This is a genomic window from Yimella sp. NH-Cas1 (assembly GCF_022359705.1).
Classification (GTDB): Bacteria; Actinomycetota; Actinomycetes; order Actinomycetales; family Dermatophilaceae; genus Yimella; species Yimella lutea.
Genome location: NZ_JAKSGG010000003.1, coordinates 994,882 through 1,008,569, shown reverse-complemented (window position 1 = coordinate 1,008,569; position 13,688 = coordinate 994,882). Strand labels below are relative to the sequence as shown.

The 13,688-nt window shown below is 69.3% G+C and carries 12 protein-coding genes and 2 pseudogenes; 6 read left to right on the top strand and 8 right to left on the bottom strand.

The window, feature by feature from the left end:
- Positions 1 to 49: 49 nt before the first annotated feature.
- The 3 genes and pseudogenes from MF407_RS05190 to hrcA all read right to left on the bottom strand — a co-directional run bounded on the left by MF407_RS05190 (position 50) and on the right by hrcA (position 2,930).
- Positions 50 to 796: a 16S rRNA (uracil(1498)-N(3))-methyltransferase gene (locus MF407_RS05190; protein ID WP_239701636.1), complete on the bottom strand. Its 747-nt coding sequence runs from the start codon at positions 794 to 796 to the stop codon at positions 50 to 52.
- A complete protein-coding gene (dnaJ, locus tag MF407_RS05185) occupies positions 793 to 1,911 on the bottom strand; it encodes a molecular chaperone DnaJ (RefSeq protein WP_239701634.1) in 1,119 nt (372 codons plus the stop codon). Before dnaJ ends, MF407_RS05190 begins: the two co-directional genes overlap by 4 nt.
- Before the next feature lie 9 nt (positions 1,912 to 1,920).
- A pseudogene (gene hrcA, locus MF407_RS05180) lies at positions 1,921 to 2,930 on the bottom strand (heat-inducible transcriptional repressor HrcA).
- Between the two features lie 132 nt (positions 2,931 to 3,062).
- Here hrcA and MF407_RS05175 point away from each other — a divergent pair.
- The 5 genes from MF407_RS05175 to nadC all read left to right on the top strand — a co-directional run bounded on the left by MF407_RS05175 (position 3,063) and on the right by nadC (position 8,341).
- Complete coding sequence (locus MF407_RS05175) at positions 3,063 to 3,938, top strand: DUF3097 domain-containing protein (protein ID WP_239701632.1); 876 nt, start codon at positions 3,063 to 3,065, stop codon at positions 3,936 to 3,938.
- Positions 3,939 to 3,965: 27 nt separating this feature from the next.
- Positions 3,966 to 4,868: a hypothetical protein gene (locus MF407_RS05170; protein WP_239701630.1), complete on the top strand. Its 903-nt coding sequence runs from the start codon at positions 3,966 to 3,968 to the stop codon at positions 4,866 to 4,868.
- A 156-nt stretch (positions 4,869 to 5,024) separates the two neighbouring features.
- Positions 5,025 to 6,011, top strand: a complete 987-nt coding sequence (gene nadA / locus MF407_RS05165; protein ID WP_239701628.1) for a quinolinate synthase NadA — start codon at positions 5,025 to 5,027, stop codon at positions 6,009 to 6,011.
- 9 nt (positions 6,012 to 6,020) lie between these two features.
- Positions 6,021 to 7,460: an FAD-binding protein gene (locus MF407_RS05160; RefSeq protein WP_239701626.1), complete on the top strand. Its 1,440-nt coding sequence runs from the start codon at positions 6,021 to 6,023 to the stop codon at positions 7,458 to 7,460.
- Positions 7,457 to 8,341, top strand: a complete 885-nt coding sequence (gene nadC, locus MF407_RS05155) for a carboxylating nicotinate-nucleotide diphosphorylase (protein WP_129625650.1) — start codon at positions 7,457 to 7,459, stop codon at positions 8,339 to 8,341. Before MF407_RS05160 ends, nadC begins: the two co-directional genes overlap by 4 nt.
- A gap of 43 nt (positions 8,342 to 8,384) precedes the next feature.
- Here the strand turns inward: nadC and MF407_RS05150 are convergent, their stop codons facing one another.
- The 3 genes and pseudogenes from MF407_RS05150 to MF407_RS05140 all read right to left on the bottom strand — a co-directional run bounded on the left by MF407_RS05150 (position 8,385) and on the right by MF407_RS05140 (position 11,404).
- Positions 8,385 to 8,981 (bottom strand): MOSC domain-containing protein, encoded by a 597-nt coding sequence (locus tag MF407_RS05150; protein ID WP_239701623.1) that lies wholly within the window; start codon positions 8,979 to 8,981, stop codon positions 8,385 to 8,387.
- A 30-nt stretch (positions 8,982 to 9,011) separates the two neighbouring features.
- The gene (hemW, locus tag MF407_RS05145) at positions 9,012 to 10,235 is read right to left on the bottom strand and encodes a radical SAM family heme chaperone HemW (protein WP_239701621.1); all 1,224 of its coding nucleotides are present in this window, start codon (positions 10,233 to 10,235) and stop codon (positions 9,012 to 9,014) included.
- Between the two features lie 132 nt (positions 10,236 to 10,367).
- A pseudogene (locus MF407_RS05140) lies at positions 10,368 to 11,404 on the bottom strand (putative sulfate exporter family transporter).
- Positions 11,405 to 11,474: 70 nt separating this feature from the next.
- On the opposite strand from MF407_RS05140, the gene MF407_RS05135 reads away from it, so the two are divergent.
- The gene (locus tag MF407_RS05135) at positions 11,475 to 12,377 is read left to right on the top strand and encodes a LysR family transcriptional regulator (RefSeq protein WP_239701618.1); all 903 of its coding nucleotides are present in this window, start codon (positions 11,475 to 11,477) and stop codon (positions 12,375 to 12,377) included.
- Here MF407_RS05135 and MF407_RS05130 read toward each other — a convergent pair.
- Positions 12,361 to 12,825: a hotdog fold domain-containing protein gene (locus tag MF407_RS05130; protein WP_141928834.1), complete on the bottom strand. Its 465-nt coding sequence runs from the start codon at positions 12,823 to 12,825 to the stop codon at positions 12,361 to 12,363. The genes MF407_RS05135 and MF407_RS05130 overlap by 17 nt on opposite strands.
- A 53-nt stretch (positions 12,826 to 12,878) precedes the next feature.
- Positions 12,879 to 13,685, bottom strand: coding sequence for a tRNA (guanosine(46)-N7)-methyltransferase TrmB (gene trmB / locus MF407_RS05125; RefSeq protein WP_239701615.1), 807 nt, complete (start codon positions 13,683 to 13,685; stop codon positions 12,879 to 12,881).
- Positions 13,686 to 13,688 lie beyond the last annotated feature (3 nt).

Genomic DNA, 13,688 nt, shown 5'->3' with positions numbered 1-13,688 from the left:
GTGCGGGTCCGATGGGTCTCATCCGAAATTCACGCCGGCTTCGAGCGGGTCAGTGGTGCGCCCAGCGGGTGCCCGACATGACGACCGCGAGAGCGGCCGGACCGGCGCTCGACGAGCGCAGTACATGCGGTCCGAGACGGACGATCCGTGCCCCGGCGTCCTCGAGCACCGACAGTTCGGCGGGGCTGATGCCGCCCTCGGGTCCGACCACGATCGCGAGTTCTTCCACTCCGGCGAGGTCGACATCGGCCAAGGCAGTCGTTGCGTCCTCGTGCAGGACGAACACGGTGCGGCCGTTCGCCAGGCCGGCGAGCCCCCTGCGATCGAGCAACGGACCGACGACCGGGACGGTGGCCCGGCGGGACTGCTTGGCCGCCGCACGAACGACCTGCTCCCACTTGCGCACAGCCTTCGCGCCGCGCTCGCCCTTCCACTGCACGATGCTGCGCTCGGCCTGCCACGGCACGACCTCGTCGACACCCAATTCCGTTGCGGCTTCGATGGCTTGGTCGTCGCGATCGCCCTTGGCGAGCGCCTGGACGAGGATCACACGCGGGAGTTGCGGAGTCTGTTGCTCGGTGCTGACGACAACCAGATCGAGCCGGTCCTTGTACGCCGCCGCCACCGTGCACTGAGCGACCGTCCCGGAACCGTCGGCGACCAACACGGTTTCCCCCGGCTCGATCCGCTTCACGGTGGCCGCGTGTCGCCCCTCCGGGCCGTCGAGCACCAGCGGGACACCGTCAGTGACACCGTCCAGGCGTCCGGCGTCGATCAGGAAGAGCGCAGCGGTCACTTGAACGCGTCGCGCAGCTTGCCGAACAGCCCCTTGTCGGCGCGCTGGAAGTTGCCCTCCGGACGCTCTTCGCCGCGGGCCGTGGCGAGCTGACGCAGCAGATCGCGCTGCTCGTCGGACAGGTTCATCGGCGTGCGGACGTTGGTGTGCACCAGCAGGTCGCCGCGCATGTTCGTGCGCAGGTGCGTGACGCCGAGGCCCTTGAGCGTGATGACATCGCCCGGCTGGGTGCCGGCCTTGATCTCCACGTCGCGCGGGCCGTCGAGGGTCTGTAGGGGCAGGTTGGCGCCGAGGGCGGCCGCGGTCATCGGGAGTTCGACCGAGCAGTGCAGATCGTCGCCCCGACGTTGGAAGGTCTCGTGCTTGCGGACCCGCACCTCGACGTAGAGATCGCCGTTCGGGCCACCACCGGGGCCCACCTCGCCCTCGCCGCTCAGTTGGATGCGGGTGCCGGTGTCGACCCCCGCGGGCACCTTGATCTTCAGCGTGCGGCGGTCACGACGGCGTCCCTCGCCGGAGCAGTCCGGGCACGGCGACTCGACGACCTCGCCGTAACCGTGACAGGCACCGCACGGACGGGTGGTCATGATCTGGCCGAGGAAGGAACGCTGCACCTGCTGCACCTGACCGGCGCCCTGGCAGACGTCGCAGGTGCGGCGTCCGGTGCCCGGGCGGGAGCCTTCACCGTCGCACGTGTCACACAGGATCGCGGTGTCGAAGACGAGGTCCTCGGTGCCACCGAAAACGGCGGTCGACAGGTCGATCTGCAGCGGGACGAGGGCGTCCTGTCCGTGCTGGACGCGAGACCTCGGGCCACCCTGCGTACCGGCCGCGCCGGCACCGAAGAAGGCGTCCATGACGTCGGTGAAGCTGAAGTTGCCGCCGAACCCTGCGTGCTGACCGCCGAACGGGTCGGCGCCCATGTCGTACTGCTGACGCTTGTTCGGGTCGGACAGCACCTCGTAGGCCTGCGAGATCTTCTTGAACTCGGCCTCGGCCTCCGGCCCCGGGTTGACGTCGGGGTGCAACTTGCGGGCCTGCTTGCGGTAGGCGCGCTTGATGTCCTCCGCCGAGGAGTCGCGGGACACGCCGAGATCGGCGTAGTAGTCGTTCAACGAAGTTCCTTACTGCTCGAGAATTTCCGAGACGTAACGGGCGACCGCGCGAACCGCGGCCATGGTGGTGGGGTAGTCCATGCGGGTCGGACCCAGCACACCGATACCACCGGCGGTGTACGGAGCGCTGACGATCGATGCCGTCCGGAATCCGTCGACGGCGTTCTCGCCGCCGATCCGGACGTAGACGTCGTCGCCTTCCATCTGCTGCAGCAAACGCAACAGAACGACGTGTTCTTCCAAGGCGTCCAGCACCGGTCCGATGGTCTCTGGGAAGTCCTGCCCGGAGCGCACCAGGTGGGAGGTGCCGGCCATGACGACGTGCTCCTCACGCTCCTCGGCCAGGAAGTCGCGGATCACGCCGACGGACGTGGGAGTGGAGTCGTCGGGGTGCGAGTCAGGCTTCGCGCCTGCGCGGCGCTGCTCGGCCCAGGCGTCCAGCCGGTCGGCGGCGTGAGCGCGGGTGCGCCCTTCGGCGGCCTGTTGACGACGTCGCGCAGGCTGAGGAGTTGGTCGGCGGTGTGGGCGATGGTCAGCACCCGCTGCTCCACCCGTCCGGTCGACATGATCAGCACGACCATGACCTTGGTGTCGGCGAGGCTGACGAGCTCGATGTGACGGACGGTGGCGGTGCCGATCGACGGGTACTGCATGACCGCGACCTGGTGGGTGAGCGACGAGAGCAGCCGGACGGTGCGGTCGACGACGTCGTCGAGGTCGACCGCCTGCTGCAGGAAGGTCTCGATGGCCACGCGCTCGGAGCGTGACAGCGGCTTCATGTGGCCGAGTTGGTCGACGAACCGGCGGTATCCGGCGTCGGTGGGGACACGTCCGGCGGAGGTGTGTGGGGCACTGATCAGCCCCTCCTCCTCCAGGGCGGCCATGTCGTTGCGGATCGTTGCGGCGCTGACGCCGAGTTGGTGACGATCCAGCAAGGCCTTGGACCCGACGGGCTCGGAGGTGGCGACGTAGTCCTGCACGATCGCGCGCAGCACGTCGAGACGGCGTTGTTCGCTCATCGGTCCTCCTCACTGGTTCGGGCTCGCTCGCGACTTTGGCACTCCGAGGGCACGAGTGCCAATTCTACGACGGGGCGCGAACCGCGCGTGTCACCCACGACGTGACCTGCGCCGCCGTCTACCGTGGCGGCCGTGACAGACCGATACGGCTCCGATGTGCTCTCCTCCGACTGGCGCGCGCCCAAGCGTGGACGATCCCAGGAGGTCGCCGCGGAGCCCGACACGGTCGTCGAGGAGGTCGACACCGGGTTCGTCGGCGCCGTCGTCCGGGTGGAGAAGGTCGGCGGGATGCACGTGGTGCACCTGGAGGACCGACGCGGCAAGGTGCGCGCGTTCCCGCTCGGCCCGGGCTTCCTCATCGACGGACGCCCGGTGATCCTGACTCCCCCACGCCCGGCGGACGCGGCCGCGCTGGCGGCCGCACGCGCCACCACCACGCGTACGGCGAGTGGGTCGGTCGCCGTGGCCGACCAGCGGGCGAAGGTCGCGCTCGGCTCACGGATCTTCGTCGAGGGCCGACATGACGCCGAACTGGTCGAGAAGGTGTGGGGCCACGACCTGCGGGTCGAGGGCGTGGTCGTCGAGATGCTGGACGGCGTGGACGACCTGTCGGCCGTGATCCGCGATTTCGGCCCCGGGCCGGGGCGGCGCATGGGCATCCTCGTCGACCACCTGGTGCGGGGCACCAAGGAGCAGCGCATCGTCGACGCCGCGCGGGCGCTGCCTCAGTCGCGCGACCATGTGCTGATCCTCGGCCACCCGTACGTCGACGTGTGGCAGAGCGTGCGTCCGCAGAAGCTGGGTTGGACCAAGTGGCCGGTGATACCGCGCGGCACCTCGTGGAAGCACGGCATCCTTGCCGAGCTCGGCTGGCCGCACGCCTCTCAGGCTGACGTCGCGCGCGGGTGGAAGCGCATTCTCGGCACGGTCGACAACTACGCCGACCTGCAGCCCGAACTCCTCGGCCGCGTCGAAGAACTCATCGACTTCGTCACGGCCCCGGCTTGAGCCCGGCCACCTTGTAGGTTCTGCGTCATGACCTCTCGCCCGGCCGCGTCGCTGCATGCCGACCTGGTGGCGGTCGTCGTCTCGGTCGGCACCTGCGCGGGCGCGCCCGATCAGGGACCGATGGTGCTCGCCGCCGGCGACCCACTGCACCTTCCGGCGGGCCCGTTGCGCACCGACCACCACTCGCTGCAGAACGGCGCGCGAGCGTTCGTTGCGGAGCAGACGGGGCACTCCCTGGGCTTCGTGGAGCAGCTCTATACGTTTGCCGACCTGGGCCGCGACGGTTCCGCCGGTCGGGCGGTGTCGATCTCCTACCTGGGGCTCACGCGGGCGGCCGCCGACGACGGCTGGCGCGACGTCTACGACCTCCTGCCGTGGGAAGACCGCCGGTCGGAGACCTCGATCGCGTTGTGCGACAAGCTGATGAGCGAGCTGCGCAGGTGGTCGACCGATGCGTCCGAACGCATCGCGCACATCTTCGGTGATGGTGAACTGCCATGGCGTCCCGAGCTGGCGCTGCAACGTTACGAGTTGCTCTGGGAGGCCGGACTGGTCGCGGATTCGCCCAACGCCGCTGACGGCGTCGACGGCCTCACCGGCCCCGCGATGCACTCCGACCACCGCCGCATCCTCGCGACGGGTCTGTCCAGGCTGCGCTCGACGATCCAATACCGCCCACTCGTGTTCGAGCTCATGCCGGAATCGTTCACCCTCGGTGAGTTGCAGGCGGTGGTCGAGGCGTTGGTAGGCGCCGGCCTGCACAAACAGAACTTCCGCCGCTCGGTCGAACAGCAGGCGCTCGTGGAGCCGACCGACGACACCTCTCGCGCCACCGGCGGACGACCGGCGCGTCTCTACCGCTTCCGTCGCGAGGCCATTGCGGCCCGTGGCCAGGTGGGCACCAAGGTGCCGATCCCCCGATCGCGCTGACCCGCGTCCGCCGCTGCGGGTACGGCCCACCCTCCGCAACCACTGCGCCTCTCACTGCAAACACAGCGCGTGCTCGCACGCGCAGTATTTGCAGTGAGCGATGTTATGCTCACTCCAAGCATTTACTCAATGTGAGCAAATAGGATGGAGCCGACGATGTCGACAGCCACGTACGAGAAGGTCCGCCACCTCATCCCCGAGGTCGAGTGGGCGGTTTTCGAGCCGGAGATCGAGGCGATCGAAGCGCTGAAGCGCGAGCACGACGCCGTGATTCTGGCGCACAACTACATGACGCCAGAGGTCTTCCACGGCGTGGCAGATATCGTCGGCGACTCCCTCGCCCTCGCCCGCGAGGCGCAGCACGTCACGGCCGGCACGATCGTGCTCGCCGGGGTGCACTTCATGGCCGAGACGGCAAAGCTGCTCAACCCGGCCAAGCGGGTGCTGCTGCCTGACCTGCGTTCGGGTTGCTCGCTGGCCGAGAGCATCACGCCGGACGACATCGCCGAGCTTCGCCGGCAACACCCGGGTGTGCCGGTGGTCACCTACGTCAACACCAGCGCAGCGGTGAAGGCCGCCAGCGACATCTGCTGCACCTCCGGCAACGCCGTCGAGATCATCGAGTCGCTGGGGGTCGACCGGGTCATCATGATCCCCGACCAGTACCTCGCCCGGAACATCGCTGCCCGCACCGGCGTCGAGGTGATCACCCACCCGGGTGCGTGCGAGGTGCACGAGCGCTTCACGCCCGCCGACATCGACGACATCCGCTCGGGCAACCCCGGCGTGACGGTCATCGCCCACCCCGAGTGCCCGCCGAATGTGGTTGCCGCATCGGACTTCTCGGGTTCGACCGCCCAGATGATCGACTTCGTCGGCCAGGTGTCCCGGGCGGGCGTGCCCGACGCCGGCGGACGCCGCAAGGTCGCCCTCATCACCGAATGCTCGATGAGCGACAACGTGGCCGCCGAGCACCCCGACGTCGACTTCGTGCGCCCGTGCAACCTGTGCCCGCACATGAAGCGCAACACGCTCACCGCGATCCGTCGCTCGCTCGAACTCGGCCAGCACGAGATCACTCTCGACCCCACCCTCGAAGCACCAGCGCGCCGCGCCATCGAGCGCATGCTCGCGGTCAAGTAGGAGCACACCATGAACAAGCCGGTCATCATCGGCTCGGGCCTCGCGGGTCTCACCGCCGCTTGGGCCCTCTCGCCCGCCGATTGCGTGCTCGTCACGCCGGGCACGCTCACCGACAACGCGGCGAGCATGTGGGCCCAGGGCGGCATCGCGGCAGCTCTCGCCGACGACGACACCCCCGAGTTGCATGCGGCCGACACGGTGCGGGCGGGCGCGTTCGTCGGCGATGCCCGCACCATCCGGCGCATCACCGACGCGGCGCCCGACGTGGTCGCACTGCTGGCCGAACTCGGCGTGCCGTTCGACCACACCGACGACGGACGGCTCGACCTCGCCCTCGAGGGCGGACACAGCCGCAGCCGCGTCGCTCACGCCGGTGACTCGTCCGGAGCTGCGATCACCCGCACGATGGCGGCTGCCGTACGCGATCTGCCGAGCGTGCACACGCTCGATCGACACACCGCACGCCGCCTGCTGACCGATTCGGACGGCGCGATCTGCGGTGTCGAGGTGCTCGACGCCTCAGGCGCGGTGCTCGTGCTCGAGACCGACGCCGTCGTGCTGGCGACCGGCGGGATGGGTGCGCTGTGGCCGTGCACCACGAACCCGGCGACCGCGCTGGGGCAGGGTGTCGCGATGGCTGCGCGGGTGGGTGCCCGCACCGACGATCTGCACCTCGTGCAGTTCCACCCCACCGCTCTCGACGTGCCGGCCTTCCCCAACCCACTGCTGACCGAAGCGCTGCGTGGCGCCGGCGCGATCCTGACCGCCGACGGCGAGCGATTCGTGCACGAACTCCAACCGCGCGACGTGGTTGCTGCCGCCGTGTGGGAACAGCTGCGGGCGGGGCGTCAGGTTCGTCTCGATTGCCGCGATATCCCTTCTGTTGTAACGCGTTTCGCTGCGGTTGCCGAGCTGTGCGGGGCGCACGGATTCGACCTCGCCGGCGACCTGCTGCCGGTGCGGCCGGCCCTGCACTACGCCATGGGTGGCGTCACAGTCGACGCCCAGGCGCGCACCTCGGTGCCCGGCCTGTGGGCCGTCGGCGAGGTGTCGCGCACCGGCCTGCACGGCGCCAACCGACTGGCGTCCAACTCGTTGCTCGAGGCGGTCGTGACCGGCCGGGCCGCGGCCGACTCGATTCGCGGCGCCGATACTCGCTGGACCCCACGCGTGCTTCCCGTCGACCCGGGCACCGTCGTGTCCGCGTCCGCCGGACCTGCTGTCGACCTCGCTGAGGTGCGCGCCGTGCTCGGCGACAGCTGCGGAGTGTTGCGCGAGGGTGACACGCTCGAGCGCGCCGTCGACCGGCTCGCCGGACTACGCCACGACGATGCCGGCTACGTCGCCTGGCTCGTCGCCCGCTCGGCGCTGTTGCACCCGCACACCGTCGGCGCGCACCGCCGCGTCGACTCCATCGAAACCGTTGCTGCACAGGAGGTTCCGGCGTGATCGACAGTCATATCAGCCTTGAGGTCGACCGCATCGTCCGCACGGCCCTGGCCGAAGACCTCGGTCAGGCCGGCGATCTCACCACTGCCGCCACGGTTTCCCCGGATGCTCAGGGCACTGCGCACCTGGTCGCGCGCGAGCCGGGCGTTCTCTCCGGCATCGTCGCGGCCCAGCACGCCTTCGACCTCGTCGACCCGACTCTCGACGTGGAATGGTTCGTGGCCGACGGTGTGGCCCTCGCGCCCGGCACGCGCATCGCAACCGTGACGGGTCGCGCGGCGTCGATCCTCACCGCCGAACGCACCGCGTTGAATCTGCTCGGTCACCTCAGCGGCATCGCCACCCGGACCGCCGGGTTCGCGCGGCTTGTCGACGGCACCTCGGCCCGCATCGCCGACACCCGCAAGACGACGCCGGGGCTGCGCGCGTTGGAGAAGCGAGCCGTCGCCGACGGCGGCGGAATCAACCACCGTTTCGGGCTGCACGACGCAATCCTGGTGAAGGACAACCACATCGGGCTCGGCGGCGGTCTCGACAAGGTGCTCGCCAGGCTAGCCGAACGCTCGGGTCACCTGGTGCGGGTCGAGGTGGAGGTCGACACTCTCGACCAGTTGCGCGAACTGCTCGCCTTCGATGCCGACCGGCTCGGACGCCGCCTCCCGCCGGTGGTGCACGGTGTGCTGCTCGACAACATGACGCCCGACCTCATCCGCGAGGCCGTCGGCCTGATCGACGACCACCCTGCATCGCTGGTCATCGAGGTCTCCGGCGGCGTCGACGAGACGACCGTGCGCGGGTTGGCCGAGGCAGGTGCGCAGATCCTCTCGATCGGTGCCCTGACTCACAGCGTCCGGACGCTCGACATCGGCCTCGACCTGTAAGCAGACCGGTTGGGTGGCGCCGGTCGTTGCCGAGTCGCCGCGCTCAGACCGGCCCCAACGCGACCGGGGCGCCGTCCGGCAGCTCGACCGTGATCGGGTCACCCGCTCGCACCATCCCACTGCGCTCTACGACCGACATCACCCCGGCTCGGCGAATGACCTGCACCGTCCGCACCTCGGGTGAGGTCGTCGACGGGGCGGGTTCGTCGGTCGGGGTCCCGTCGGCCCTGGAGAGCACCACTTTGAGCAGACCCGGCTTGAAGTCGTTGATCTGCGCGCACGGGTTGCGCAGGCCGGTGAGCCGCACGACGGCCTCGTCGCCGAGGTGCAGGCGGGTGTCGACCGGGAGCGCATGCAGGTCGACACCGCTGGTCAGCACGTTTTCGCCGAGGTCACCCGCGGCCAGGGTGTAACCCATGCGCTCGGCGGTCTCGAACACCTCGCTGGGCACGAGATGCACCTGCCGCAGGTTGGGTTGGTTCGGGTCGCGACGCACCCGGGACCGATGTTGCACAAGGGTTCCCGCGTGCGCGTCACCTCGCACCCCCAGGTCGGCGACCAACTCGATCGCCTCCACCGGCGCCTTGGAGAAGCGGTGCAGCTCGTCCCGGCTGACGGCGGCCACACGGGGCTGGTTCATGGGTCGATCCTCGCATCAACCGGTTATGGGTCAGAAGTCGAGCAGCCGACGGACGGCGGTGTCGGCGAGCAGCCGTCCACGCAGGGTGAGCACGAGTCGCCGATCGCGCAGGGCCGTCGGTCCGTCGACGAGACCGTCGCCGATCAGCCCGGCGACGGCGGTGCGCCCGGCGGGTTCGAGGTCGTCGAGGGCGAGGCCGGCGTCGCGACGGATGCCGAGGAGCACGCGCTCCTCGTATCGCTGTGTGTCCGTGAGCAATTCGCGTCCGGCGCCTGGTGAGTTGCCCTCGGCCAGCACCGAGGCGTACGCCGCAGGGTGCTTGCGATTCCACCAGCGCACCCCACCAACGTGACTGTGCGCGCCGGGCCCGATCCCCCACCAGTTGGCGTCCGACCAATACAGCTCGTTGTGCCGACAACGCAGCGCCGGGTCGGTTGCCCAGTTCGACACCTCATACCAGGAGTAACCGGCCACGGCGAGCATGGAGTCGGCAAGCTCGTACTTGTCGGCTTCGTCGTCGTCATCGGGCATCGTCACCTGGCCGCGGCGCACCTGAGCCGCGAGCTTCGTGCCCTGTTCGACTACGAGCGCGTAGGCACTGATATGCCCGGGTTCCAAGGCAATTGCCGCGTCCAGCGAGGTGCGCCAGTCGGCGAGCGACTCCCCCGGTGTGCCGTAGATGAGGTCGACACTGGTCGCCAGCCCGGCCGCCTTCGCCGCCTCGACGCTGCGCCCGACATTGGCGGGGTCGTGGGTGCGCTCGAGCGTGTGCAGCACGTGTGGCACCGCCGACTGCATCCCGAACGACACCCGTGTGAAACCGCCGTCCGCCAGCACCTCCAGCGATTCGGGAGTCACCGAGTCGGGGTTGGCTTCGGTCGTGATCTCGGCATCATCGGCAAAGCCGAACCGGTCGCGCAGGGCGCCGATCATCCGCACCAGGTCGTGCGCCGCGAGCATCGTGGGCGTGCCGCCGCCGACGAACACCGTCGAGATCGGCGGCGCCTGGTCACCCAGCACCCGTACGGCGAGGTCGATCTCCCGAATCGCGGTGTCCGCGTACGAACCCACGCTCGCGCCAGGGCCGAGCTCGGTCAGGGTGTAGGTGTTGAAGTCGCAGTAGCCGCACCGCACCCGACAGAAGGGCACGTGCAGGTAGACCCCGAAAGGCTTGTGCGGCAACGCCGCCAGCGCCGTCGCCGGCAGGTGTCCGTCGGTCGGGACAGGTTCACCATCGGGCAGCGCGCTGGGCATTGGTCCATTCTCGCCGACGTCGACCCGCACGCCGAATCGCTGCACCAACCGCCACAGGCGCTGCACCTGCGTCCAGTCACTGCTGGTGCACCACCAGTGGCCGGCGAGTAGCGCAGCGTTTGCGGGCGGGGGTCAGAGGGTGCCGGTCAGGGCCTGCATGGCCAGGCTGGTCGAGGCGACCAGCACCGACAGGATCGCCCCCAACAACAACGGCCGCAGGCCGGTGCGGCGCAGCTGCGCCGGGCGCATGGACAGCCCGATCGCGGTGAGCGCCAGGGTGATTCCGAAGGTGCCGATCCTCGACAGGCCAGGGTGCCAGACGGTCGGGATGACTCCGATCGAGTTGACCGCCGCCGCCACCACGAACCCGACGAGGAACCACGGCACCACCTGACGCAATGGAATGCGCACCGTCGACGGACGGCCGGGCGACGACGACGCGGCGCGACGCGCTGTCAGGTAAGCCAGCACGATCGTGATCGGGATGATCATCAACGACCGGGTGAGCTTCACCACGATCGCTTGGTCGCCCGCACCGTCGCCGAAACCATAGGCGGCTGCGACGACCGACGACGTGTCGTTGATCGCCGTGCCGGACCACAGGCCGAAGCTTTCGCCGGTCATCCCGAGCAGTGGCCGATCACCGGAAAGGTGAGCACTCCGATCACGTTGAAGACGAAGATCGTGCCGAGGGCGTACGCCGCATCGGCCTTCTTCGGCCGCATCACCGCCGTGCTGGCGGCGATCGCCGACGCGCCACAGACGCCGGTGCCGACTCCGATGAGCGTTCGCACATCGCGCCCGACACGCAACCAGCGCCCGATGAGGGCGGCGCCCCCGAGCGCGACCGACAGGCTGGCGAGCATCACCGGCAGCGAAGACGACCCGACCTGCGCCACCTGGCGCAGCGACAACCCAGTGCCGAGCGCCACCACGGACGCCTGCAGCACCTGCTTGGAGCAGACCTCATATCCGCCATCCAGTTGGTGCGACTGCAGCCGCGGCACAGCGACACCCGCGGCAAGGCCAAGGACGATGCCACACACCGGACCGCCGAGCACCGGCACAAACTGGCCGAAAACCGTTGCCACACAGCCGATAACAATCACCACGAGCGCACCGACAATGGCACCCCGGCGTGCAGTGCGAACAGGCGTGGCGTGCAACATGCCTCCACCATCGGGCATCAGTGCCGCCGCCGGTAGCCGGAGAATGCGCAGGAGGGCATATCCTTCGCATATGGCAGATCGCCCCGACCCGGCCGCCCTGGAGCTCCTGGTTGCCGTGTCCGACACCGGCAGCGTCGGCGCCGCCGCGCGCTCGATCGGCATGGCACAACCCAATGCCACCCGTTCGCTCGCGAGACTCGAACGCCAACTCGGCCTCGACCTCGTCGTGCGGTCAACCCGCGGATCGACCCTCACCGATGCGGGGGCGGTGCTGGTCGATCTTGCTCGCCAGGCGCTGGCTGCTATGGACGCGGTCACCGATTCGGCCGCGACCCTGCGTGGCGACTCCACGCGTCCGCTGCCGGCCGCGGCCAGTCAGACTATCGCCGAACACCTACTACCCCGATGGCTTTCGACGCTGCGCAGCCAGCAACCGAACAGCGCCGTGGCCGTGCACGTGCACAACTCCCACGATGTCGTCGATGATGTGCGGTCCGGTCGCACCGCCCTGGGGTTCGTCGAAGAGCCCACGGTGCCCGGCGACCTGCACAGCACTGTTGTCGCGCACGACGAGATGGTGCTCGTGGTCGCCCCGCATCACGTCTGGGCCGGCCGGTCGCGCGCGGTCCGCGCCGACGAACTGGCACGCACCGCACTCATCACCCGCGAACCCGGCTCCGGCACCCGCATGGCCCTCGACGAGGCGCTCGATCAGCAGGTGCGACCGCACCTGGAGCTCCCGAGCAACGCCGCGGTGCGGGTCAGCGTCGCTTCGGGCGCAGCACCCGCGGTGCTCAGCCGGCTCGCGGTCGCCGACGCCCTGTCGGCCGGCACCTTGGTGACGGTGCCGCTCGGGTTCGAACTGCATCGACCGTTGCGCGCGGTCTGGACCGGGTCGCGGCGCTTGTCCGGCCTCGCGGCCGACCTCGTCGCGATCGCCCGCGACGAAGGCGAAATCAGCTCTTCGCAGTGACCCACACCGGGATGACGCCCGAGACGACCTCACTGCCGTCATCGACATAAGCGGTGCACCGCACGTCGACCTGGAACGGCGGCTGCTTGTCCCAATCGGCGATGTCTGTGCGCGCCTCGCACCGGACGTCGGTGGGCACCTTGGCGATGTAGTCGAGCTGAATTCCCCTAGGAATCCAGCGCATTCCCTTCGGGGTGGTCGCTTCGCAGAGCAGACCCATCGCCGCTTCGAGACCGTTCGCGACGGCGATCGCGTGCACGGTGCCGATGTGGTTCTGCACGCCGCGCCGCTTGCGGATCGTGACGACGCCGTGGTGCGGCTCCATGACCTCCACTTTCGGGCGCACCGTTGCGAAGTACGGCGCCTTCAGCATGAAGGCGAGCGAGAACGCGCTCTTGCCGAGCGGCTTGCTTTCGAGCTGTCGATACATCTGGAAGGTCGAGGCCATGCCCAGATGTTACTTACAGGTAACTTCGACGCGCCACCATCCCGGGCACGCGGTCAGCGCCGGGTCACCGCAACATCGCGCACGATGCGCTCGACCCGCAGCCCCTTCTTCTCGAAGCGGGTCATCGGACGGTCCTCGAACCGCGGAGCGAATCCGCCGCGATCGCCCTCCGGGTCGACGTCCGGGTCGCCCGGGTCGGCGAGTCGCCCGGCGAACGGGTTCGTGAACTCCTCACACCCTTCGACGACGTCGCGGATCTGCCAGGCGTAGTCGGCCCAGTCGGTCGCGAGCCGCCACACACCGCCCGACTCCAGCAACTCAGCGACCTGCGTCGCGAACGCCGGCTGCACCAGACGGCGCTTGTGGTGCTTGGTCTTCGGCCACGGGTCGGGGAAGAAGGTCCAGATCTCGTGCAACGTCCCTGGTTCGAACATGAGCGGCATCGACCAGGCCGCATCGGCGATCGCGATGCGCAGGTTGGTGACGCCCGCCGAGACCGCTTTGGTGATGGTGTGCGCGACGCCCGGGCGCCATACCTCGAAGGCGAGGAAGTCAACGTCCGGGTGCAATGCCGCAGCGTGCACGACGGCGTCGCCGGCGCCCGACCCGATCTCGGCGATCAACGGCGCCGACCGCCCGAAGACCCCTTCCTTATCGAAGCGGTAGTCGGGGTCGAGCGTGGTGTCGGTGCCGTTGAGCGGCAGATCGAGCAGGTAGATCGGCCCGTGCTGCTCCATCGCGCGCTCGTGCCGGTCGGGCATGCGTCCGCCGCGGCGCGTGAACGATCGGGTGCGGGCCAACGGGCGACCGTCGGGGCTCGTCGGAACAACCGGGTCGAAGCCCGAATCACGTTGTGCCACGGC